We start from the raw sequence: 21,252 nt of genomic DNA on the forward strand, positions 1-21,252 counted from the left end.
TATCGCGCACCGGCCGGTTGGATCAGTCGCAACCGGGAATGAAACGCCCGGCAAGACGTCGCTGGGCTGCGATGGGGCCGGTACAGCCACAGCGTGATCACCGGTAGCGCCAGGGTAACGCACCCGCCTGTGGCGCGACCGTTACGGCAGTGCTACGGTTACAGGCCATCATCGTCGCGGCTATCTGCCGGGCAACATCCCCGGCCCGCGCACAGAACAACAAACGGGCACCGCGAGGGAGCCAATGGTGCGACGACCCCGTGATCCGGACCACCGTCGCCACGTCGGCGCGCATGGCGCCACCTGCCCGCCCGTGAGCACACCTCGACGCCCCACCCGGGCGTGGGTGTAATCGATCCCAACCGGAGGAGAGCCAGAACCATGAAACGACTCGTATCCCTTCTCACCAGCCTGGGCGTGGTGGCCGCACTCGCGGCATCCGCTACCGTCGCTGCGGCCGACAACAGCACCCTCGCCACCGTCAAGGAACGCGGCCAGCTCATCTGCGGCGTCAACAGCGGCCTGCCCGGATTCTCCGCCACCGACGCCGACGGCAACTGGGCGGGTCTCGACGTGGACTTTTGCCGCGCCGTCGCCGCCGCCATTTTCGACGATCCGCAGAAGGTGCGCTTCGTCCCACTGACCGCTAAGGAACGCTTCACTGCGCTGCAGTCCGGCGAGATCGACGTGCTCTCGCGCAACACCACGTGGACGCTCACCCGCGACGCCTCCCTGGGCGTGAACTTCGCGGGCACGACCTACTACGACGGCCAGGGCTTCCTGGTGAAGAAATCCCTGGGCGTCGACAGCGCCAGGCAGTTGAGCGGGGCGACCGTGTGCGTGCTCGCCGGCACGACCACGGAGCTCAACCTGGCGGACTACTTCCGCAAGAACGGTATGGAGTACAACCCACTGGTCCTGGAGAACTCGGACCAGACCATCAGCGCATTCAACGCCGGGCGCTGTGACGTGCTCACCTCCGATCAGTCACAGCTCAACGCCCTGCGCATCAAGCTGCCCGAGCCCTCGGCGGCGAAGGTGCTGCCCGAGGTCATCTCCAAGGAGCCACTGGGCCCGGCCGTTCGCCAGGGCGACGACCAGTGGTATGACATCATCAAATGGACGCTGTTCACCCTGATCAATGCCGAGGAGCTGGGCGTGAACTCCAACAACGTCGCGGACATGCAGGACGCGGACAACCCCACCATCAGGCGCATGCTCGGCTCGTCCGGCGACATGGGCGAGAAGCTGGGCCTGCCCGCGGACTTCGGCACCCGCATCATCAAGCACGTAGGCAACTACGCCGAGATCTATCGCCGCAACGTGGGCGCGGACAGCCCGCTCGAGCTCGAGCGCGGCGTGAATGCCCTGTGGACCGACGGCGGCCTGATGTACGCCCCGCCGATCCGCTGATCGCGGTCCGTTCGACGCCACCCCGGGGCGCGACCGACGCGCGCCCCGGGATAAACCCGGCCAGGCGGACCACGACCCGGGCACGACTCGATGAACACGACCACCGACACCACGCCACCGGCACGCAGACGCCCCTGGCGCGACCCGCGGGTGCGCGCCCTGACCTTCCAGGCACTGGCCCTGGCCGCTGTCGTCTGGTTCGGCTGGACGCTGCTCGACAACACGCTCACCAACATGGCCGAGCGCGGCATCTCCACGGGCTTCGGCTTTCTCGACGAACCGGCTGGCTTCGGCATCCTCATCACGCTGATCCCCTACGACGAGACCATGACCTACGGGCGCACCTTTCTGGTGGGCCTGCTCAACACCCTGCTGGTCTCGGGGCTCGGCATCGCTATCGCCACGGTGCTCGGCTTCACTGTGGGCATCGCGCGGCTGTCCTCCAACTGGCTGATCGCCAAGCTCGCGCTCGCGTATATCGAGATCTTCCGCAACATCCCGTTGCTGTTGCAGATCTTCTTCTGGTACTTCGCGGTGCTGCAGAACCTGCCCTCGCCGCGTCAGAGCGTGACGGTCGGCGAGGCGGTATTCGTCAACAACCGCGGCCTCTACCTGCCGGAGCCCATCTTCCAGTCCGGCGCCGGCTGGGTGGCAGCGGCGCTGGCGATTGGCATCGCGGCGACGGTGGTGCTGGCGCGCCTCGCCAAACGCCGTCAGGACCGCACCGGGAGGGGTCTGCCGGTCCTCTGGCCAGGACTGACGCTGATCATCGGCCTGCCGGCACTCGTCTATGCGCTCGCCGGCACCCCCATCACCTGGCAACTGCCGGCGCTGCAGGGCTTCAACTTCCGCGGCGGCATGGCGGTGCTGCCCGAGCTCGCCGCGCTGCTCACGGCGCTCGCGGTGTACACGGCCGCCTTCATCGCCGAGATCGTGCGCTCGGGCATCCTTTCCGTGGATCCCGGCCAGGTCGAGGCGGCGCGCGCGCTGGGCCTGCGCCCGCGCCTGACGCTGCGGCTGGTGGTCATCCCCCAGGCGATGCGGGTGATCATCCCGCCGCTGACCAGCCAGTATCTCAACCTGACGAAGAACTCCTCGCTGGCCACCGCCATCGGCTACCCCGACCTGGTGGCGGTGTTCATGGGGACCACCCTCAACCAGACCGGTCAGGCAGTGGAGATAGTGGCCATGACCATGGCGGTGTATCTCGTCATCAGCCTGTCCATCTCGTCGCTGATGAACGTCTACAATCGGGCGGTGGCCCTGAAGGAGCGCTAACGTGTCGGCCGCCTCGGAACACCACCCGGACCTGCCGCCGCCGCGCCGCCAGCTCGGCGTCCTCGGCTGGCTGCGCCGGAACCTCTTCTCCACCTGGTACAACAGCCTGCTCACCCTCCTCGCCGGCTATCTGCTGGTGCGCTACGCGATTCCGGTGATCAACTGGGCGCTGGTGGAGGCGCGGTTCGCCGGTGCCGACGCGAGTGCCTGTGACACCGAGGGCGCCTGCTGGCTGTTCGTGCGCGAGCGCCTCGGCTTCTTCATCTATGGCTTCTATCCGGAGGCGCTGCGCTGGCGGGTGAATATCGTATTCGTGCTGCTCGCCGCTGCCTTCGCACCCCAGCTCATCGAGCGTTTCCCCGGCCGGCGCTGGCTCGGGCTCTTCGGGCTCACCGCCTTTCCGGTGATCGCGCTGGTGCTCATCCGCGGCGGCGTACTCGGCCTCGAGGCCGTGCCCACCGCGGACTGGGGCGGGCTGATGCTGACCCTGGTGCTCGCCTACGGCGGCATCTTCGCAGCGCTGCCGGTGGGCACCGTGCTCGCACTGGGGCGGCGCTCCGACATGCCGGTGATCCGCGGGCTCTCGGTGGTGTTCATCGAGGTCTGGCGCGCGGTGCCGCTGATTACCGTGCTGTTCATGGCCTCGGTGATGCTCCCGCTGTTCCTCCCCGAGGGGGTGAACTTCGACAAGCTCCTGCGCGCGCTCATCGGCATCATCATGTTCCAGTCCGCGTACATGGCGGAGGTGGTGCGCGGCGGGCTGCAGGCCATTCCCCGGGGCCAGTACGAGGCGGCGGACGCACTCGGACTCGGCTACTGGCGGAAGATGGGGCTGGTGATCCTGCCCCAGGCGCTCAAGCTCGTGATCCCGGGGATCGTCAACACCTTCATCTCGCTTTTCAAGGACACCTCGCTGGTGCTCATCATCGGCCTGTTCGATCTGCTCGGCACGGTGCAGGCGACCATCATCGACCCGGCGTGGAGCGACGTGGCCACCGAGGGCTACGTATTCGTCGCCGCCGTGTTCTGGGTCTTCTGCTTCGGGCTGTCGCGCTACAGCCAGGATCTGGAACGCAAGCTCGACACGGGCCACCGCGAACGCTGAGGACACATGATGATCGATACCGCCACCACCGACCGTGGGCCTGTCGCCTCCTCCGCCGCCGGCGGCGACGCCATCATCCGTGTGCACGACATGCACAAGTGGTTCGGCGCCTTCCATGTGCTCAAGGCCATCGACCTTACCGTGAGCCGCGGCGAGCGTATCGTGATCTGCGGCCCCTCCGGTTCGGGCAAATCCACCTTCATCCGCTGCATCAACCGCCTCGAGGAGCACCAGCGTGGCCTCATCGAGGTGGACGGCGTCGAGCTCACCGAGGATGTCAAGCACGTGGAGACGGTGCGCCGGGAGGTCGGCATGGTCTTCCAGCACTTCAACCTCTTCCCTCATCTCACCGTCCTGGAGAACTGCTGCCTCGCGCCCCTATGGGTGCGCAAGACCCCGCGCCGCGACGCCGAGGCCACCGCGATGCAGTACCTGGAGCGGGTGCGCATCCCCGAGCAGGCGAGGAAGTACCCGGGCCAGCTCTCCGGCGGCCAGCAGCAGCGTGTCGCCATCGCGCGGGCGCTGTGCATGCAGCCGAAGATCATGCTCTTCGACGAGCCCACCTCTGCGCTCGACCCGGAGATGATCAAGGAGGTGCTCGATGTGATGATCGAGCTCGCGCGCTCCGGCATGACCATGCTCTGCGTGACCCATGAAATGGGCTTCGCCAAGACGGTCGCCGACCGCGTGATCTTCATGGACGGCGGCGAGATCGTGGAGCAGGCGCCGCCGTCCACATTCTTCAACGACCCGCAGGAACCGCGCACCCAGCGCTTCCTCCAGCAGATCCTGGCACACTGATGGAAAGGTACGGCTTCGAGCCCGCTCGTGCTCGGCCAGGGCTTTCCGTTCGGCCGGCCGAGCCGGCGACGCCGGCATAACGTTCCCGCACCCGACCACGGAGACAACCGAGACGATGACCCCCTCCATCGACCAAGTCCGCGAGGCCGCCGCACATATCGCCAACAGCATCGTGCGCACGCCGTGTGCGTTGTCGCGGACCCTCTCCGAGCTCACCGGCTGCGAGCTCTACATCAAGTTCGAGAACCATCAGTTCACGGCGGCCTTCAAGGAGCGCGGTGCCCTCAACCGCCTGCTCGCGCTCACCCCCGCCGAGCGCGAACGCGGCGTGATCGCGATGTCCGCCGGCAACCACGCCCAGGCGGTGGCCTACCACGCCCAGCGCCTGGGCATCCACGCCACCATCGTGATGCCGAAACACACGCCCAACGTGAAGGTCCGCAACACCCGGGCCTTCGGCGCAGACGTGCGCCTGCGCGGCGACGGCGTGGCCGAGGCGGGGGAATACGCGCGCAGCCTCGCCGAGGAACACGGCTACGTGTTCATCCACCCCTACGACGACGAGCGGGTGATCGCCGGACAGGGCACCATCGCGCTGGAGATGCTCGAGGAGTTCCCGGCCCTGGAGAGCCTGGTGATCCCCGTCGGCGGCGGCGGCCTGATCGCCGGCAACGCCGTGGCGGCGAAGGCCATCAACCCGGACATCGAGATCGTGGGCGTGCAGACCGAGCGCTTCCCGGCGGTCAGGCAGGCCCTCGCCGGCGAGCCCATCCACTGCGGTGCGGCGACCATCGCCGAGGGCATCGCCGTCAAGCAGCCGGGCACGCTGACCCTGCCGATCATCCGCGAGCTCGTCGACGACATCCTGCTGGTGGACGAGCCGGGGATCGAGCGCGCCATCCTGATGCTGCTCGAGATCGAGAAGACCGTCGCGGAGGGGGCGGGTGCCGCCGGCCTCGCCGCGGTGCTGGCCGAGCCGGAACGCTTCCGCGGCCGGCGCGTGGGCCTGATCCTGTGCGGCGGCAACATCGACCTGCTGCCGCTGTCCTCGGTCATCCAGCGCGGGCTGGTGCGCTCCGGGCGCATCATCCGGGTCCGCGTGGGCGTGCCCGACGTCCCCGGGGCGCTCGCCGACTTCACCCGGCTGCTCGCCGACCACCGCGCGAACGTCATTCAGATCGCCCATCAGCGCACCTTCACGGACCTGTCGCTGCGCGCCACCGAGGTCGAGGCGACCCTGGAGACCCTGGGCAGCGAGCACTCCACCGAGGTCCTCGCGGCACTGCGCTCGGCGGGCTACGACCCGGTGGTACCGGACAGCGAACCCCACCCGCATGAGCGCACCGAGCCCGCCTCGTGAGCCCACTGCCCCCGCGGCACGTGGCTTGACGGCCGCGCGAGCCCGGCCCATCGTTACCGGTCAGGAGAGTGGTCAGGCCACTCCCCACAAGGCAAGCCAAAAGGAGCCGATAATGTACAAACAATTACTTCGCGGCATCTCCATCGCCACCTGCATGGCGCTGACGCTGGGGCTCGCCGGCACGGCGGCCGCCCAGGACGACAAGCCCACGCTGCAGGCGGTCACCGACCCGAGCTTCGTGCCCTTCGAGATGATGGACAAGGACAGCGGCAAGATGGTCGGCTTCGACATGGACATCCTCGCCGAGGTCGCCAAGCGCGCGGGCTTCGACTACGACCTGCGAACGATGAACTTCAACGGCATCATCCCCGCACTGCAGACTGGTAACGCCGACGTCGCCATCGCCGGCATCACCATCACCAAGGAGCGCGGGCAGATCGTCGACTTCACCATCCCGTATTACAACTCCGGGCTGCGCATCCTCAAGCGCAGCGGTGACGAGTCCATCCAGACCGTCGAGGACCTCGAGGGCAAGAAGATCGGCACCAAGATCGGCTCGACGAGTTACAACTTCCTGAAAAAGACCCTGGAGGACGACGGCGGCATCACCCCCTACCCGGGCAGCTCCGACATGTACATGGCGCTGATGGGCGGCAACGTGGATGCCGTGCTCTACGATGCCCCGAACGTCGCCTACTTCGCGCGCACCAAGGGAGGCGAGCGCGTCACCACCGTCGGCCCGCTCTATGAAGGGCAGCAGTATGGCATCGCCTTCGAGCAGGGCAGCGAATGGGTGGACGACGCCAATGCCGCGCTCAAGTCCATGCAGGCGGACGGCACCTACACCGAGATCTACCGGAAGTGGTTCGGCGAGGCGCCGCCGGCCGCCTACCAGAAGTAGCGCCGCCGGCGGCAGCCGGTGAACGGGGGTCGCCCCTGGGGCGCCCCCGGCCCCACCCTGCACAGGAGCGACATCGGTGGAATTGACGTTTCAGTTCGACTGGCAGGCGGCGATCGAATCGATCCCCTACCTGCTGGCCGGCATCCCTTGGACGCTGCTCATCTCCTTCGGCGGCCTGGCCATCGGCTTCGTCATCGGCATCGTCTTCGGCCTGCTCAGCATCAACCCGCTGAGGCCACTGCGCTGGTTCGCCACCGCCTACATCGAGGTCTTCCGCGGCACGCCCGTGCTGGTGCAGGTGCTGTTCATCTTCTACGGGCTGCCCCAGGTGCTCGGTGGCCCCATCGACGCCGTGACCGCCGGCATCGCAGCGATCGCGCTGAACGCCGGGGCCTATATTTCCGAGATCGTCAGGGGCGCGGTGCAGTCCATCGACCGTGGCCAGCGCGAGGCGGGGCTGTCGCTGGGCCTCTCCGGGAGTCAGACCTTTTGGTTCGTGATCTGGCCACAGGCATTGCGGCGCATGATTCCGCCGTTGGGTAACCAGGCCATCGTCAGCATCAAGGACACCTCGTTGTTTTCGGTGATCGGTGTCGGCGAGCTCGTGCGTCAGGGCCAGATCTACATCGCCACGACCTTCACCGCCCTGGAGGTCTACCTGATGGTGGCACTGCTCTATCTCGTGATCACGCTGAGCCTGTCCTTTCTCCTGCGACTGTACGAACGCCGCGGCGCCGCCTCCGGCGTCTGACCAGGGAGCCGACCACCAGTGAGCGACGATACCAGCAACCCCATCGTGGTCATGGAAAGGGTGAACAAGTACTTCGGCAGCCTGCACGTCCTCCAGGACGTGGATCTGTCCGTCGATCCCGGCGAGGTGATTGTGATCATCGGCGCGAGCGGCTCCGGCAAGTCCACGCTCATCCGTTGCATCAACGGCTTGGAGCCCTTTCAGGGCGGCGCCATTGAGGTGGACGACCACCGACTCGTACCCGATGGCGGCGGCCGTAGCGCCCTGCAGGCCATTCGCACCGAGGTCGGCATGGTCTTCCAGCAGTTCAACCTGTTTCCGCACCGCAAGGTGCTGGACAACATCACTCTGGCTCCGGTGAAGGTCCGCGGCTGGTCCTGGGAGCGGGCCACCGAGAATGCCCAGCGCCTGCTCGAGCGCGTGGGCATTGCCGATCAGGCGGACAAATACCCCAGCCAGCTCTCCGGCGGCCAGCAGCAGCGGGTGGCCATTGCCCGCTCGCTGGCCATGGAACCGCGGGTGATGCTCTTCGACGAGCCCACCTCGGCGCTGGACCCGGAGATGATCGGCGAGGTCCTGGACGTCATGCGCGAGCTCGCCCGCGAGGGCATGACCATGCTGGTGGTCACCCACGAAATGGGCTTCGCCCGCGAGGTCGCCCACCGGGCGATCTACATCCACGGCGGCCGGATCGTCGAGCAGGGCAGGCCCGAAGCGGTGTTCGACAACCCGCAGAACGAACGCACCCAGGCTTTTCTCTCCCGGGTGCTCAAGCACTGAGGCGGCGGACTATGGCGCGCACCGCCGCGTTACCAAGGTCGGATACCCCGGCCGCCGGGAGCGGCGTCGCCGCGGGGGCGCCGGCGGCGTTGGCGCAGGGGCTGGTCAAGCGCTACGACGGCGTCACCGTCGTCGACGGTGTCGACCTCACCGTGGAGCGCGGCGAGTGCCTGGCGCTGCTCGGCCCCAACGGCGCCGGTAAGACCACCACCCTGCGGATGCTCCTGGGCCTGACCCCGCCGAGCGCCGGCGAGATCCGTGTGCTCGGCCACAGGGTGCCGGAGGATGCCCGCGCCATGCGCGCCGACACCGGCATCGTACCGCAGTTCGACAGCCTCGACCCGGACTTCACCGTCCGCGAGAACCTGCTCACCTACGGCAGCTACTTCGGCCTGTCCCGCCGCCAGGTGGCTGCGCGCATCGACGACCTGCTCGCCTTCGCGGAGTTGCGCGAACGTGCCGACGCCCCCATCAACGCCCTCTCCGGGGGGATGAAGCGCCGTCTCACCCTGGCCCGCGCGCTGGTCAACGACCCGGCGCTGCTGGTGCTCGACGAGCCCACCACCGGCCTCGACCCCCAGGCCCGCCAGCACATCTGGGAGCGGCTGCAGCGGCTCAGACACGACGGCCGGACACTGTTGCTGACCACGCATTACATGGAGGAGGCCGAACGCCTCGCCGACCGGGCGGCGGTGATCGACGGCGGGCGCCTCATCGCCTGCGACCGCCCGCGCGCGCTGATCGCCGCACACATCGAGCCTCACGTGGTCGAGCTGCGCGGCGATGCCGCCGCAGGCTGGCGCGATACGGACGCGATCACCACGGAACGGGTGGGCGCGACGGTGCTCCTCTACAGCGGCGAGCGCGACGGCCTGCTCGCCGCGGTCGAGCGCCACTGCGGCAACGACTACCTCTACCGGCCGGCGAACCTGGAGGACGTCTTCCTCCGGCTCACCGGCCGCCAGGTGCGGGAGTGATCGCGTGAGCGGGTATGCCGGCACCCTGGGCGCCCACCTGCGCCGGGCCCCGCGGCCGAGCCTGCGGTTCATACCGGTGTGGCGGCGCAACTTCCTGGTCTGGCGCAAGCTCATCGTGCCCTCGCTGCTCGGCAACTTCGCCGACCCGCTGCTCTACCTGCTCGTGCTCGGCTACGGCCTCGGCCGGCTGGTGGGCGAGGTGGAGGGGCTCGGCTACATGGCCTTCCTCGCCACCGGTATCGTCTGCTCGAGCGCGATGATGGGCGCCACCTTCGAGGCCCTGTACTCCGCCTATACCCGGCTGACCATGCAGCAGACCTGGGCGGCGATGCTCAACGCCCCGCTGTCGGTGGACGACGTGGTGATCGGCGAGATCGCCTGGGCGGCCACCAAGGCGCTGATCAACGCCGCCGCGATCCTGGTGGTGACCCTGATCCTCGGCCTCGCCGGCGGCTGGGGCGCGGTGCTCGTGCTCCCCGTGGTGCTGCTCGCCGGCCTGTGTTTCGCCGGCCTGGCGATGATCGTCACCACCGTGTCGCGCAGCTATGACTTCTTCCTCTACTACTTCACCCTCGTGATCACCCCAATGATGCTGGTCTCCGGCGTGTTCTTCCCCCTCTCGGAGCTGCCGGACGCGGTCGCCCGAGGGGCGATGGCCCTGCCCCTGGCCCATGTGGTGGCGCTGGTGCGGCCGCTGATGACCGGCGCCTGGCCGTCGCTGATCCCGCTACACTTGGGGGTGATCGCGGCCTACGCCGCCGCCGCGATCTGGCTCGCCTGCGCGCTGGCACGCCGGCGACTGCAAACCTAGAGCGCCATATCCGGCCACGACCCTCACGGCCGGCCTCACCACGGGTAACTGCCGCCCTGAGGGTGTGCGGGTACTCCGGCACCGGGCCCCGTGTGGGCGTCGCCGCACGACGACAGCGTCCCCGCCGAGCCCGGCCGGGGCCTGCGGACAGCCGGAGTGGCCGCCGCTGACGGGCGCTGGGTCTGCCGGGGTATACTCCCCGGCAGACCCAGACGCACGGCGGCCGCCACCGCCACGAGGAGCACCGAGCAATGACCGGCCTGGAGCAGCTCACCGCCACCATCGCCCTGACCCTGGGCGTCGGCTGGGCGAGCGGCATCAACCTCTACGCGGCGATCCTCGGGCTCGGTGTTATGAGCCAGCTCGGCCACGTGAGCCTGCCGCCGTCGCTGGAGATCGTCGCCGACCCGCTGGTGCTCACCGCCGCCGCGTTCATGTACATGGTGGAGTTCGTCGCCGACAAGACACCGGGCGTGGACACCGGCTGGGACGCGCTGCACACCTTCATCCGCCTGCCCGCCGGCGCGGTGCTTGCCGCCGCGGCGGTAGGGGAGGTCTCCCCCGCCGCGCAGATCGCCGCCGGCCTGGTGGGCGGCAGCATGGCAGCGGGCAGCCATGCGGTGAAATCCGGCGGTCGTGCCGTGATCAACCTCTCCCCGGAGCCGGTAAGCAACTGGACCGCGTCGGTGACCGAGGACGTCGCCGTCTTCGGCGGCCTGTGGCTCGCGCTCTATCACCCGGTGATCTTCCTGGTCCTGCTCGCCGGATTCGCCGCCCTGGCGATCTGGCTGCTGCCGCGCATCTGGCGCGGGCTGCGCCGGGTCCTGCGCGCGATCTCCGGCCGCGGCGCGCCGGAGCCGCCGCCGGAGCCCCCGACACCGGGGGGACCCTCGCCGCTGCCACCGCAGCTCGGGCGGGGCGAGGGATCGTGAACGCCCCGGGCCGATTCCTCGGCGGCGTCGCCGCGCTGATCGAGGACGGTGCCGGCCGCGTGCTGCTGATGCGCCGGGCCGCCGGCCGCGACTACGCGCCGGGCGTGTGGGAGTGCGTCACCGGCCGGCTGGAGCAGGGCGAGGGCTTCGAGACCGCGCTGCACCGGGAGGTCCATGAGGAGACCGGCCTTACCGTAACGGCCACCGCGCTGATCGGCACCAGCCACTTCCACAGGGGACGACCCTCCGCGGACACGGAGCTAATCGGGGTGGTCTACCGCTGCCGCGCCGCTGCCCCGGAGGCGCTACGGCTGAGCGCCGAGCACGACACGGCGCGCTGGATCGGCGCAGAGGCGGGGATGGCCCTTGCCGGCGGTAACCATCCAGCCGAGGCGTGGCTGCGCCGGCTACTGCTGCGCCGTCTCCACGACCCGGACGAAGGGGGCTTCGAGCTCGGCTGATCGCCCTACCGATACCGCGATGCCGGGTGCGCGCAACGGCCGGACCTCCACAATGGCTTCATGATCTGGCTTTACGGATATGGTTCAATCCTAGACTCACCCAACCCAGCGATCCGAGGAGTTACCGATATGTCAATCAGCACGAGGCTCGCGATTGGTGCCTTTACCCTCCTGCTAGCCGGCGGGGTTCAGGCCGCAATCGATAGTAGCCAACCTTCTTTCGACGACGACGCCGCAATGGACCTGAGCGACAGTAACGCAACTGCAGGGGATGCAGCTGGCGAGGCCGACGCGACGAACGAGAATAATGATGACACCGCTGATGACCGCGGAGATGACCGCGGAGATGACCGCGGAGATGACCGCGGAGATGACCGCGGAGATGACCGCGGCGATGACCGCGGAGATGATCGCGGCGATGACCGCGGCGATGACGGTGGTGACGACCATGGCGGCGGCGACGGCGGCGATGATGGCGGCGATTCGGACGATTGAGGTCGCCTGATCACTCGCCTTTCATAGCCCGTGCACGGCCGCAGGCCGTGCACGGGCCTACCGCACAACTACCCGTCGGACGGTTTCCCGGCCGTAGCGCCTATCCTCAGCGGAAACGGCTCGGCAGTCGCACGCCTGCGGCGCACGACCTGTCGCTCCACCCGGGCGGGGGCGCCATCATTGGGATTGCCGAGAGACTCAGAGCCAGCCCTTGCGCTTGAAGTAGAGGTAGGGCGCGACACCGGCGAGCACCATGAGCATGAGCGCGAACGGGTAGCCGAACGTCCAGTCGAGCTCCGGCATGACCCGAAAGTTCATGCCGTAGATGCTCGCCACCATGGTCGGCGGCAGGAAGACCACGGCGGCGATCGAGAAGATCTTGATGATCTGGTTCTGCTCGATATTGATGAAGCTGATCGCCGCATCCATCAGGAAGTTGACCTTCTCGAACAGGAACTGGTTGTGCGGCAGCAGCGAGTCCACGTCGCGCAGGAGTTCACGCACCCATTCGCGGTTCTCGGTATTGAGCCGGCCACGCCGCAGCAGGAAGGTCAGCGCCCGCTGACTGTCCATCAGACACAGCCGGATCTTGCCGTTGATATCCTCCTGGCGGGTGAGCTCGTCGATCGCCCCCTCCAGGTCGACGTTATCCTCGTCGGCAAGGACCTGCGCGCTCACCCGCTCGAGCTCGGTGTGTACCCGCTCCAGGCGATCCGCGAGGTTCTCGACCTTGGTCTCGAAGAGCCCGAGCAGCAGCGAGGTCTCGTCCTCGGCGAGGTCCGGCTCGCGACGGGCGCGCAGGCGCAGCAACCGGAACACCGAGAGGCTGTGCTCATGCAGGGTGAACAGGCGGTGGCCGCTGAGGATGAACGCCACCGTGGTGCTGGTGGGGCGCCCGTCGATGTCCTGGAGGAACAGCGAGTGCACATGCAGGCCATCCTGGTCCTCATAGTAGCGGGCGCTGGCCTCGATCTCCTCGACGTCCTCGACGTCGGGGAGATCCTGGCGGTAGAGCCGCTCGACCTGGGCGCGCTCGCCCTCATCGGGATCGATGAGATCGATCCACATCGCGCGGGAGAGCTCGACGCGGCCCTCGTCGTCCTCGGGGATGGCACTGAGGATGCCTTCCTGCAGCTCGAATGCATACAGCATGAAACCTCCGGGAATTCGGCGCCTGGAGCGCGATTGTCCGGCACAGTATAAGGGCTACGCCGCACGCCTCAGCGATCCGCGGCGTAGATCCCCTCGCGCACGAAACGCAGGTGGTTCTCAACGGCGCGAACCGCGGCATCCGGGTCGCGGGCACGGATCGCCTCGACCAGCGCGCGGTGCTGCTCGCGCAGGTTGACCTCCGCGTCGTGACGAGTGAACAGCGCCTCACGCGCCCGGCGGACGTGCTCGCGCATCACCGAGAACATGCCCCGCATGACATGCGCCAGCGCCAGATTGTGCGCGCCCTCGGCGACAGCCAGATGAAGGCGGGCGTCCCACTCCGCCGCCAGCGCGGCATCACCACACTGGTGGGCACGCTCCATGGTCTCGGCGGCCTCCGCCATGCGCTCGATGTCGGCGGGACTGGCGCGCATCGCCGCCAGTCCCGCCGCCATGGTCTCCAGCCCCTGGCGGAGCTCGAGCACGTCCGCGAGTGCCTTACCGTGACCCTCCATGAGGTGCAGCAGCGGGTCGGTGAGGCTGGGCGCGGTCACCTCCGCGACTGTGTACCCGGCATTGCGCCGCAACGCCAGTATCTTGCGCGCCTCCAGCTTGAGCAGCGCCTCGCGCAGCGAAGGCCGTGAAACACTCAGCTGCCGGGCGAGCTCGCGCTCCGCCGGCAGCGCATCGCCGGGGCGCAGCTCGCCTTCGACGATGGAGCGCTCGATCTGCTCGGCGATCGCGTCCGAAAGCCGGGCGCCGGTGGGCGCCTCGATACTCGAAAAAATGGAAGCCAAACCACCCTCCATTGCACCGGTCATCCGGCGGTCATCATAGCGTTAAAGCGTGAATGGCGGACAGGGGACCGTTCGCAGGGACGTCGTGCGGCTGTCGTGGCTGTTACACTGGGTACACCGGAACGAGGGACCCAAGCACCACGAATGAGCACGGCAGAAACGCCTTATGAAAAGGCCGCCGCCCAGGCGGTGGACCTCGGCAACCAGCTCGCCGACGCGGACCAGGAGGCGGATCTCTGGGATCTCGCCGACGGCCTGCTCGCCGGCGCGATTCAGTACTGGTTTTACGCCCGCCAGCCCTGCGGCGACCCCCAGTGCGAGGAATGCAGCCCGCTGTGTACGGCGGACCTGCGCCTGCAGGAGCTGCTCCGGATAGTTGAGGAGATGGCCCGCAGCAGCGAGTACTTCCACGCCCCCACCGACTTCGATGCCGGCCGCGCCTGACCGGGCCGCGGTGGCCGTGGGGCCGCCGAACGAATGCGGCTGCGCATCGTCACCTTCAACGCCGCGCTGAGCCGGCGGACACCCGGGGGCCTCGACGCGGATCTGGCCGCGGGCGACGCCCAGGCACTGGCCGTCGCCCGCATCCTGCGCCGCCTCCAGCCCGACGTGCTGCTCCTCAACGAGCTCGACTACACGCCCTGTGGCACCGCCCTGGTGCGCTTGCGCCGGGACTACCTAGCCGGCTCCGGCGTACCGGAACCGCCGCTGGTGTTACCCCACGCCTTCACGGCAGCGGTGAACACCGGCATCCCCTCCGGTCTGGACCTGGACCGCGACGGACGCCGCGACGGCCCGGCGGACGCACTAGGCTTCGGCGCATTCCCCGGCCAGTACGGGATGGCGCTGCTCTCCCGCCACCCGATCGCGACCGGCGCACGCACGCTGCGACGCCTGCTCTGGCGCGACGTACCGGGGGCATACCTCCCGCGGGATCCGGATTCCGGCCGGTCCTGGTACACGCCCGCCGCACTCGCGCGGCTGCCGCTGTCCTCCAAGAGCCACTGGGACATACCCGTCGACGTCGGCGGCCACCGGTTGCGCCTGCTCGCGAGCCACCCGACGCCCCCGGCCTTCGACGGTCCGGAGCGCCGCAACCACTGCCGTAACCACGACGAGCTGCGCCTGTGGCGGGACTACCTCGACGGTGCCGACTACATCGTCGACGACCGGGGCGACCCCGGTGGCCGGCCCGACCACGCGCCGGTTGTGCTGCTCGGGGACCTCAATGCGGATCCGCATGACGGCAACGGCGACGCGGCGATGATCGATGCCCTGCGCCACCACCCGACCCTGCAGGATCCGGCGCCCCGCAGCACCGGCGGCGCGGCTCGCACTGCACAGGCTAAGGGCGATCCAGCGCTGCACACCCTCGCCTCCGGCGGCTTCGGGCTGCGCGTGGACTACTGCCTGCCGGACCGGCGGCTGACGGTGCGGGACACCGGCGTGCACTGGCCGGCGCCAGGGGCGCCCGGCCACGAGCTGGTGGGCGATGGCCGCCGGGTGGTGAGCTCGGACCACCGCGCGGTGTGGCTGGACGTGGACTGGCCGCCGTGAGTGGGGCCGGCGCGCGGGACGACCGGCGGGCACCCCGCCGGCGTCACGAGCGGGACCGCACCCCATTCCGGGACTTCAGCTGAGGAACAGCCGGTAGCCCGGATTCCCGCTCTCGTCCCGGTAGGGATAGCCGAGCTTGTCCAGGCTCTCGCGGAAGCGCTCGCGCTGGGCCTCCGGCACCTGGATGCCCACCAGCACGCGGCCGTAATCGGCACCGTGGTTGCGGTAGTGGAACATGGAGATGTTCCAGCGCTTGCCGAGCCGGCGCAGGAACTTCAGCAGTGCTCCCGGGCGCTCCGGAAACTCGAAGTGGTAGAGGATCTCGTCGGTGACGTTCTTGCCGCGACCGCCGACCATGTGGCGCAGGTGGACCTTGGCCATCTCGTCGTCGGTGAGGTCGAGGACGTCGTAGCCCTGCTCGCGCAGGTCCCCGAGGACCGCGTCGCGCTCGGCCTGGCCGTCATTGAGGCCGATCCCCGCGAACACGTGGGCGTTGTCCGCATCGGCATAGCGGTAGCTGAACTCCGTGACCGCGCGGTTGCCGATGGTCTCGCAGAACTCGCGGAAGCTGCCCGGCCGCTCCGGGATGGTCACCGCGAAGACCGCCTCGCGGTGCTCGCCCACCTCGGCGCGCTCGGCGACGTGAGAGAGGCGGCTGAAGTTCATGTTGGCACCGGAGTTCACCGCCACCAGGGTCTGGTCCTCGATGCCATGCTCGGCGACGTACTTCTTGAGCCCCGCGACGCCCAGGGCCCCGGCGGGCTCCATCACCGAGCGGGTGTCGTCGAAGATGTCCTTGATCGCGGCGCAGACCTCGTCGGTGGAGACCAGCACGCAGTCGTCGACGAACTCCTTCGCGACCTCGAACGGGTGCTCGCCGATCTGGCGCACCGCCACGCCGTCGACGAAGATCCCGACCTCCTCCAGGGTGACGCGCTGGCCGGCACGCATGGCGTGATGCAGCGTGGGCGCGTCTTCCGGCTCGACGGCGATCACCTTGACGTCCGGGCGGAGCTGCTTGACGTAGGCGGCGATCCCGGCGATCAGCCCGCCGCCGCCCACCGGCACGAAGATCGCGTCCAGGGGCCGGGGGTGCTGGGAGAGGATCTCCATACCGCAGGTCCCCTGGCCGGCGATCACCTGCGGATCGTCGAAGGGCGGGATGTAGGTCATGCCGCGCTCGGCCACGAGCTTGTCCGCGTGGGCCTTGGCCTCGTCGAAGCCGTCGCCGTGGAGGACCACGCGGCCGCCGAGATTGCGCACCGCGTTGACCTTGATACCCGGCGTGGTGCGCGGCATCACGATGGTGGCCTTGATGCCCAGGCGCTGCGCCGACAGCGCCACGCCCTGGGCATGATTGCCCGCAGAGGCGCAGATCACACCACGTTCGAGATCCTCCGCCGAGAGCTGGGCGATCTTGTTGTAGGCGCCACGAATCTTGAACGAGAAGACGGGCTGGAGATCCTCGCGCTTGAGGAAGACCCGGTTACCAAGCCGTTTGGAGAGGTTCGCCGCCTCGTCGAGCGGCGTCTGGCGGGCGACGTCGTAGACGCTCGCGGTGAGGATCTGCTGCAGGTATGCCTTCATTCCGGGCCCGTGACGCTCCTTGAAAGTCAAGTGCTACAGTCTACAGCGCGCCCGTGGGACGAGGCCAGACGAAGGCTTTGCCACCGCCGGAGCGGGGGCTATCATGCCGGGACAACGCAATCACCGGAGACGGCCATGGACCCGGACGAGCTCAAGGCACAGGCGGCCCGCGCCGCGATTTCCTATGTCCCCGAGGGCAGTATCGTCGGTGTCGGCACCGGCTCGACGGTCAACCACTTCATCGACGGGCTCGCCGGGATCGGCGGACGTATCAGGGGCGCGGTATCGAGCTCGGATGCCAGCACCGAGCGGCTGCGCGCGGCGGGTATCGACGTCCGGGAGCTCAACGACGTCGATGACCTGCCGGTCTACGTCGACGGCGCCGACGAGATCAACCGCCACCTGCAGATGATCAAGGGCGGCGGCGGCGCCCTCACCCGTGAAAAGATCGTCGCCGCGGTGGCGAAGCAGTTCGTGTGCATCGCCGACGCCTCCAAGCGCGTGGACATGCTCGGCGGATTCCCCGTGCCGGTGGAGGTCATCCCCATGGCGCGCAGCTATGTCGCCCGGGAGCTCGTGGGCCTCGGCGGCCAGCCGGAGCTTCGGCGCGGCTTCACCACCGACAACGGCAACGTCATCCTCGACGTGCACAACCTCACCATCACCAAGCCGATCGAGATGGAGCGCACCATCAACAACATCGCCGGGGTGGTAACCGTGGGGATCTTTGCCCAGCGCCGGGCCGATGTGCTGCTGCTCGCCACCGATAACGGCGTCGAGACCATTACCGCCTGAACGCGGAGGGATGACGGTGCAGCGCCTGCTGATCGGACTCGGGATCGCGCTGCTGGTGCTCGGGCTGGTCTGGCCGTGGCTTAGCCGCCTGGGGCTGGGGCGGCTGCCCGGCGATATCCTCGTGCGCCGGGAGGGATTCACGTTCTACTTCCCCGTCACCACGTCGATCCTGGTGAGCGTGGTGGTCAGCATCCTCGTCTGGCTGTTCCGGCGCTAGCAGCGCGGTGTCAGCGGGCCGCTACGCACCGCCGTCGATGGGCAGCCACTGGACGATCCGCCCCGCAGGCACCGCGGTCTCCCCCGCGGGCACGTGCACTATCGCGTCCGCCACGCAGAGGTTGCTCAGCATGTGCGAGGCCTGGTGGGTCGCGGGCGTGACCGTGACCCGGGCCGCCTCGTCCATGCCCCGGCTGACGCGCACCCAGCAGGCCCGGGCGCTGTCCCCGGGGAGCTCGGCGGCGGTGACCGCCGGGCGCCAGCGCGGACCGGGATCGCTCATGCCCTGGGCGACGTCCAGCATCCGGCGCAGGTAGACCGCGGCGCCGACCAGGGTCGCGGCCGGATTACCCGGCAGGCCGAGCAGCGGCACGCCGGCGGCATTCACGCCCAGGAACAAAGGCTTGCCGGGCTTCTGCCGGACCCGCCAGAAGACCTCCTCGACACCGAGCCCCCGCGCCGTCGGGATGACCAGGTCGTGCTCACCGACCGACACCCCCCCGGTGCTCACCACGATGTCACCGGTCTCCAGGGCCTCGGCCATCGCCTCGCGCACGGCCCCGGCATCATCGTGGACGTAGCGCACGACGACATCCACCACCCCGCGCTCGGCGAGCCAGCCGGCGAGCATCGGGCCGTTGGCGTCGGGGACCGCGCCGGCAGGCAGGTCCGCCCCGGCGGGCACCACCTCGTCGCCGGTGACGAGCACGCGCACCCGCGGTGCCCGGCGCACCGCCACGCGGTCGATGCCAGCGGCGGCCAGGGCGGCGACGCGGGCGGCGCTGAGGCGTTCGCCGGCGGCGAGCAGCGGCGTGCCGCGGGGCAGCTCCTCACCGCGGGCGCGGACGTTATTGCCCGCGGCCACCGGCCCGGTGAATACCGCCTCGCCGCCGGCGGCCTCGACGATCTCCTGGCGGACGATGGCATCCGCCCCCTCCGGCACGAGCCCACCGGTGAAGATGCGCATGCACTGACCCGGCGACAGCCGCGGTGTCCCGGCCTGCACCGCGGCAGCGACCTCTCCGGCCAGGGGCAGCCGCACCGGATCCCGCTCCGTGGCCGCCGCCAGGTCGGCGGCCCGCACGGCGTAACCGTCCATCGCGCTCTGGGTGAACGGCGGGAGCATCAACGCGCTGGCGACGTCCTCCGCGAGCACCGTGCCGCGGGCATCGGACACCGCCACGGTCTCCACCGGCATCGCCGGCATGGTCCGCGTGCAGGCGGCGAGGGCCTCCTCGATCGGGATCACTGCGAACCTCCCTTGTCCTCCGCGCGCCCGCCGAGGCTGGTGCCGTCCTGCCAGGCGGCACCGCCGTCGTCGAAGAAGTCGTGCTTCCAGATCGGCACGCGTTGCTTGAGGGTGTCTATGGCGTAGCGCGCGGCGTCGAAGGCGTCGCCGCGATGCGGGGCGCGCACGACGACGATCACGCTCGCCTCACCGATCTCCAGCCGGCCGGTGCGGTGGACGATCCGGCAGACCGGCACGCCGAAGCGTTCCCGGGTCTCGGCCTCGAGGTCGGCCAGCTCCCGGCGCGCCAGCGGGGCGTAGGCGGTGTATTCCATCGCGCTCACGCCACGGCCGTCGTGATGGTCGCGCACCACGCCCTCGAAGACCACGAGGGCGCCGCAGCGCGGGTCGTCGGTCTCGGCGAGTACGTCGGCGAGGGACAGGGGCTCCTCGGTCAGATGGGTCATCGCCTCAGCCCCCGCTCACCGGTGGCAGCAGCGCCAGCCGCTCGTTGCCCTCCAGCACCGTCGCCCGCGGCACCAGCGTGTCTCCGACGGCGCAGGCAACCCGGGCCAGGTGGGGGGCCAGCTCGGGGACCTCCGCCCCGAGACGCTCCAGCACGTCCGCCACCCGTTCGCCGGGTGCCACGCCCAGCTCCATCCGCTCCCGGCCGGCGGCCTCCGAGAGGACGCCGTGCAGCTCCAGCTCCATGCCGCACTATCCTCCCAGGCCGTGCATCGTGATCGCACGCTGGACGTAGCCCGCGCTCTCGGCGAAGCCCTTGCCCTTGCGCCAGACCGCACCGCGGATGACATGCTCGAGGTCATCGTCACTGGCACCGTCGCGCAGCGGGGTCTTGAGGTCGGTGTTCATCGGCGAGAACAGGCAGGGGTAGATCTCGCCGGTCGCGGTCACGCGGACCCGGTCACACGTGGCGCAGAACGGGTTGGAGACCGTGGAGATCACGCCCAGGCTGTACGCCCCGTCCACGCGGTAGTAGGTCGCCGGCTCGCGGGTGCGTGGCGTCGCCTCCACCGAGTGGCGCTCGGCGAGCCGGTCGATGATCTCGCGCTCCGGCACCACGCGCTGGGGCTGCCAGCCGCCCCGGGCGTCCAGCGGCATGAACTCGATGAACCGCAGCGGCACGCCCTCGCCCATCGCCCACTCGGTGAGCGGCACGATGTCGTCCTCGTTGTCGCCGCGGATCACCACCGCGTTGAGCTTCATGCCCAGGCCGGCGTTCCGCGCGGCACGGATACCCGCCAGCACCGTGTCCAGCTCGCCGCCGCCGGTCATGCGCCGGAAGCGCTCCGGGTCGATGGAGTCGATGCTGATATTGATGTCGTCCAGCCCGGCGGCCGCCAGGTCCGCGGCATGGCGGCGCAGCGGCACGCCGTTGCTCGTCATCGAGATGCGCTCCAGGCCGAGCTCGCGCAACCCGTTGAGCTGTCCGACAAAGCCGGAGACGCCGCGGCGCATCAGCGGCTCGCCACCGGTGAGGCGGATGCGGTCGATGCCCAGCCGGGTGATGAACACCCGCGACACCCGCTCGAACTCCTCGAACGACAGCAGCTGCTCCCGCGGCAGCCACTCCGGGTCCTCCGGCATGCAGTAGTGGCAGCGGAAATTGCAGCGATCGGTGAGCGAGAGACGCAGCTTGTGCTTGCTCCGCTCGAAACGGTCCACCAGCGGGCCGGTCGCCGGCGGAAAGCCCTGTGGGGTGACCAGCTCGGACATCTCTTTCCCCGTCCCCGTCCCGGCCCCTGTCATGACAGGATGACGCGCCCGGAACGAAAGTTACCCTTTCGGTACAGGTTAACACCGGCGGGGACGGGTGCGTGAACCGTCTGTGTCA

General features: G+C 69.1%; 24 protein-coding genes. 17 read left to right on the forward strand and 7 right to left on the reverse strand.

The features are described 5' to 3' along the window. Window positions 1–381: 381 nt before the first annotated feature. The 13 genes from C516_RS0100625 to C516_RS0100685 all read left to right on the forward strand — a co-directional run bounded on the left by C516_RS0100625 (window position 382) and on the right by C516_RS0100685 (window position 12,075). Window positions 382–1,413, forward strand: a complete 1,032-nt coding sequence (locus C516_RS0100625; protein WP_018716410.1) for an amino acid ABC transporter substrate-binding protein — start codon at window positions 382–384, stop codon at window positions 1,411–1,413. 90 nt (window positions 1,414–1,503) lie between these two features. Beyond that, window positions 1,504–2,691: an amino acid ABC transporter permease gene (locus C516_RS0100630; protein WP_018716411.1), complete on the forward strand. Its 1,188-nt coding sequence runs from the start codon at window positions 1,504–1,506 to the stop codon at window positions 2,689–2,691. A gap of 1 nt (window position 2,692) precedes the next feature. Further along, complete coding sequence (locus C516_RS0100635) at window positions 2,693–3,796, forward strand: amino acid ABC transporter permease (protein WP_018716412.1); 1,104 nt, start codon at window positions 2,693–2,695, stop codon at window positions 3,794–3,796. Between the two features lie 9 nt (window positions 3,797–3,805). After that, window positions 3,806–4,597, forward strand: coding sequence for an amino acid ABC transporter ATP-binding protein (locus C516_RS0100640; RefSeq protein ID WP_084594039.1), 792 nt, complete (start codon window positions 3,806–3,808; stop codon window positions 4,595–4,597). Window positions 4,598–4,712: 115 nt separating this feature from the next. Continuing rightward, window positions 4,713–5,957 carry a threonine ammonia-lyase gene (locus C516_RS0100645; protein WP_018716414.1) on the forward strand — a complete coding sequence of 415 codons (1,245 nt, stop codon included), beginning with the start codon at window positions 4,713–4,715 and terminating at the stop codon, window positions 5,955–5,957. A gap of 112 nt (window positions 5,958–6,069) precedes the next feature. Then, entirely contained in the window at window positions 6,070–6,858 is a 789-nt protein-coding gene (locus tag C516_RS0100650; RefSeq protein ID WP_018716415.1) for a transporter substrate-binding domain-containing protein, read from the forward strand. Between the two features lie 76 nt (window positions 6,859–6,934). After that, window positions 6,935–7,609, forward strand: a complete 675-nt coding sequence (locus C516_RS0100655; RefSeq protein ID WP_026320842.1) for an amino acid ABC transporter permease — start codon at window positions 6,935–6,937, stop codon at window positions 7,607–7,609. Window positions 7,610–7,627: 18 nt separating this feature from the next. Then, entirely contained in the window at window positions 7,628–8,389 is a 762-nt protein-coding gene (locus tag C516_RS0100660) for an amino acid ABC transporter ATP-binding protein (RefSeq protein ID WP_018716417.1), read from the forward strand. Window positions 8,390–8,400: 11 nt separating this feature from the next. Then, the gene (locus C516_RS21355; protein ID WP_084594016.1) at window positions 8,401–9,366 is read left to right on the forward strand and encodes an ATP-binding cassette domain-containing protein; all 966 of its coding nucleotides are present in this window, start codon (window positions 8,401–8,403) and stop codon (window positions 9,364–9,366) included. A 4-nt stretch (window positions 9,367–9,370) separates the two neighbouring features. Beyond that, entirely contained in the window at window positions 9,371–10,177 is an 807-nt protein-coding gene (locus C516_RS0100670) for an ABC transporter permease (protein ID WP_018716419.1), read from the forward strand. A 251-nt stretch (window positions 10,178–10,428) separates the two neighbouring features. Continuing rightward, a complete protein-coding gene (locus tag C516_RS0100675; RefSeq protein ID WP_018716420.1) occupies window positions 10,429–11,109 on the forward strand; it encodes a DUF4126 domain-containing protein in 681 nt (226 codons plus the stop codon). After that, window positions 11,106–11,570: an NUDIX domain-containing protein gene (locus C516_RS20255; protein ID WP_018716421.1), complete on the forward strand. Its 465-nt coding sequence runs from the start codon at window positions 11,106–11,108 to the stop codon at window positions 11,568–11,570. Before C516_RS0100675 ends, C516_RS20255 begins: the two co-directional genes overlap by 4 nt. Before the next feature lie 310 nt (window positions 11,571–11,880). Next, a complete protein-coding gene (locus C516_RS0100685) occupies window positions 11,881–12,075 on the forward strand; it encodes a hypothetical protein (protein ID WP_156831084.1) in 195 nt (64 codons plus the stop codon). Between the two features lie 188 nt (window positions 12,076–12,263). Here the strand turns inward: C516_RS0100685 and corA are convergent, their stop codons facing one another. Both corA and C516_RS0100695 read right to left on the reverse strand, forming a co-directional pair. After that, window positions 12,264–13,217, reverse strand: coding sequence for a magnesium/cobalt transporter CorA (gene corA, locus C516_RS0100690; RefSeq protein ID WP_018716423.1), 954 nt, complete (start codon window positions 13,215–13,217; stop codon window positions 12,264–12,266). A gap of 68 nt (window positions 13,218–13,285) precedes the next feature. Further along, a complete protein-coding gene (locus tag C516_RS0100695) occupies window positions 13,286–14,014 on the reverse strand; it encodes a FadR/GntR family transcriptional regulator (RefSeq protein ID WP_018716424.1) in 729 nt (242 codons plus the stop codon). A gap of 144 nt (window positions 14,015–14,158) precedes the next feature. Here C516_RS0100695 and C516_RS0100700 point away from each other — a divergent pair, with 144 nt between their 5' ends. Together C516_RS0100700 and C516_RS18095 are read left to right on the forward strand one after the other, a co-directional pair. After that, window positions 14,159–14,458, forward strand: coding sequence for a hypothetical protein (locus tag C516_RS0100700; protein WP_018716425.1), 300 nt, complete (start codon window positions 14,159–14,161; stop codon window positions 14,456–14,458). Window positions 14,459–14,491: 33 nt separating this feature from the next. Next, window positions 14,492–15,571: an endonuclease/exonuclease/phosphatase family protein gene (locus C516_RS18095; protein ID WP_018716426.1), complete on the forward strand. Its 1,080-nt coding sequence runs from the start codon at window positions 14,492–14,494 to the stop codon at window positions 15,569–15,571. 75 nt (window positions 15,572–15,646) lie between these two features. Here the strand turns inward: C516_RS18095 and ilvA are convergent, their stop codons facing one another. Then, a complete protein-coding gene (gene ilvA, locus C516_RS0100710) occupies window positions 15,647–17,158 on the reverse strand; it encodes a threonine ammonia-lyase, biosynthetic (RefSeq protein WP_018716427.1) in 1,512 nt (503 codons plus the stop codon). Between the two features lie 135 nt (window positions 17,159–17,293). Here ilvA and rpiA point away from each other — a divergent pair, with 135 nt between their 5' ends. Further along, window positions 17,294–17,953 carry a ribose-5-phosphate isomerase RpiA gene (rpiA, locus tag C516_RS0100715; RefSeq protein WP_018716428.1) on the forward strand — a complete coding sequence of 220 codons (660 nt, stop codon included), beginning with the start codon at window positions 17,294–17,296 and terminating at the stop codon, window positions 17,951–17,953. 10 nt (window positions 17,954–17,963) lie between these two features. Next, window positions 17,964–18,170: a DUF2905 domain-containing protein gene (locus tag C516_RS0100720; RefSeq protein ID WP_018716429.1), complete on the forward strand. Its 207-nt coding sequence runs from the start codon at window positions 17,964–17,966 to the stop codon at window positions 18,168–18,170. A gap of 21 nt (window positions 18,171–18,191) precedes the next feature. Here C516_RS0100720 and C516_RS18100 read toward each other — a convergent pair whose 3' ends face one another. From C516_RS18100 to moaA, 4 genes are read right to left on the reverse strand one after another with little or no spacing between them, the layout of a single operon-like run. After that, complete coding sequence (locus C516_RS18100) at window positions 18,192–19,418, reverse strand: molybdopterin molybdotransferase MoeA (protein WP_018716430.1); 1,227 nt, start codon at window positions 19,416–19,418, stop codon at window positions 18,192–18,194. After that, window positions 19,415–19,864: a molybdenum cofactor biosynthesis protein MoaE gene (locus C516_RS0100730; protein WP_018716431.1), complete on the reverse strand. Its 450-nt coding sequence runs from the start codon at window positions 19,862–19,864 to the stop codon at window positions 19,415–19,417. The genes C516_RS18100 and C516_RS0100730 overlap by 4 nt, the downstream gene beginning before the upstream one ends. A 4-nt stretch (window positions 19,865–19,868) precedes the next feature. Next, window positions 19,869–20,108 (reverse strand): MoaD/ThiS family protein, encoded by a 240-nt coding sequence (locus tag C516_RS0100735; RefSeq protein WP_018716432.1) that lies wholly within the window; start codon window positions 20,106–20,108, stop codon window positions 19,869–19,871. Between the two features lie 6 nt (window positions 20,109–20,114). Continuing rightward, on the reverse strand, window positions 20,115–21,134 hold the full coding sequence (gene moaA, locus C516_RS0100740; RefSeq protein WP_018716433.1) for a GTP 3',8-cyclase MoaA: 1,020 nt from the start codon (window positions 21,132–21,134) through the stop codon (window positions 20,115–20,117). Window positions 21,135–21,252: the final 118 nt, after the last annotated feature.

Source organism: Arhodomonas aquaeolei DSM 8974, from assembly GCF_000374645.1.
Classification (GTDB): domain Bacteria; phylum Pseudomonadota; class Gammaproteobacteria; order Nitrococcales; family Nitrococcaceae; genus Arhodomonas; species Arhodomonas aquaeolei.

Excerpts from the sequence above, each read along its gene's own strand:
- C516_RS0100625 (WP_018716410.1), top strand. The coding sequence starts at position 382 with ATGAAACGACTCGTATCCCTTCTCACCAGCCTGGGCGTGGTGGCCGCA.
- C516_RS0100630 (WP_018716411.1), top strand. The coding sequence starts at position 1,504 with ATGAACACGACCACCGACACCACGCCACCGGCACGCAGACGCCCCTGG.
- C516_RS0100640 (WP_084594039.1), top strand. The coding sequence starts at position 3,806 with ATGATCGATACCGCCACCACCGACCGTGGGCCTGTCGCCTCCTCCGCC.
- C516_RS0100645 (WP_018716414.1), top strand. The coding sequence starts at position 4,713 with ATGACCCCCTCCATCGACCAAGTCCGCGAGGCCGCCGCACATATCGCC.
- C516_RS0100650 (WP_018716415.1), top strand. The coding sequence starts at position 6,070 with ATGTACAAACAATTACTTCGCGGCATCTCCATCGCCACCTGCATGGCG.
- C516_RS21355 (WP_084594016.1), top strand. The coding sequence starts at position 8,401 with ATGGCGCGCACCGCCGCGTTACCAAGGTCGGATACCCCGGCCGCCGGG.
- C516_RS0100675 (WP_018716420.1), top strand. The coding sequence starts at position 10,429 with ATGACCGGCCTGGAGCAGCTCACCGCCACCATCGCCCTGACCCTGGGC.
- C516_RS0100685 (WP_156831084.1), top strand. The coding sequence starts at position 11,881 with ATGACACCGCTGATGACCGCGGAGATGACCGCGGAGATGACCGCGGAG.
- corA (WP_018716423.1), bottom strand. The coding sequence starts at position 13,217 with ATGCTGTATGCATTCGAGCTGCAGGAAGGCATCCTCAGTGCCATCCCC.
- C516_RS0100700 (WP_018716425.1), top strand. The coding sequence starts at position 14,159 with ATGAGCACGGCAGAAACGCCTTATGAAAAGGCCGCCGCCCAGGCGGTG.
- C516_RS18095 (WP_018716426.1), top strand. The coding sequence starts at position 14,492 with ATGCGGCTGCGCATCGTCACCTTCAACGCCGCGCTGAGCCGGCGGACA.
- ilvA (WP_018716427.1), bottom strand. The coding sequence starts at position 17,158 with ATGAAGGCATACCTGCAGCAGATCCTCACCGCGAGCGTCTACGACGTC.
- rpiA (WP_018716428.1), top strand. The coding sequence starts at position 17,294 with ATGGACCCGGACGAGCTCAAGGCACAGGCGGCCCGCGCCGCGATTTCC.
- C516_RS0100720 (WP_018716429.1), top strand. The coding sequence starts at position 17,964 with ATGACGGTGCAGCGCCTGCTGATCGGACTCGGGATCGCGCTGCTGGTG.
- C516_RS0100730 (WP_018716431.1), bottom strand. The coding sequence starts at position 19,864 with ATGACCCATCTGACCGAGGAGCCCCTGTCCCTCGCCGACGTACTCGCC.
- C516_RS0100735 (WP_018716432.1), bottom strand. The coding sequence starts at position 20,108 with ATGGAGCTGGAGCTGCACGGCGTCCTCTCGGAGGCCGCCGGCCGGGAG.
- moaA (WP_018716433.1), bottom strand. The coding sequence starts at position 21,134 with ATGTCCGAGCTGGTCACCCCACAGGGCTTTCCGCCGGCGACCGGCCCG.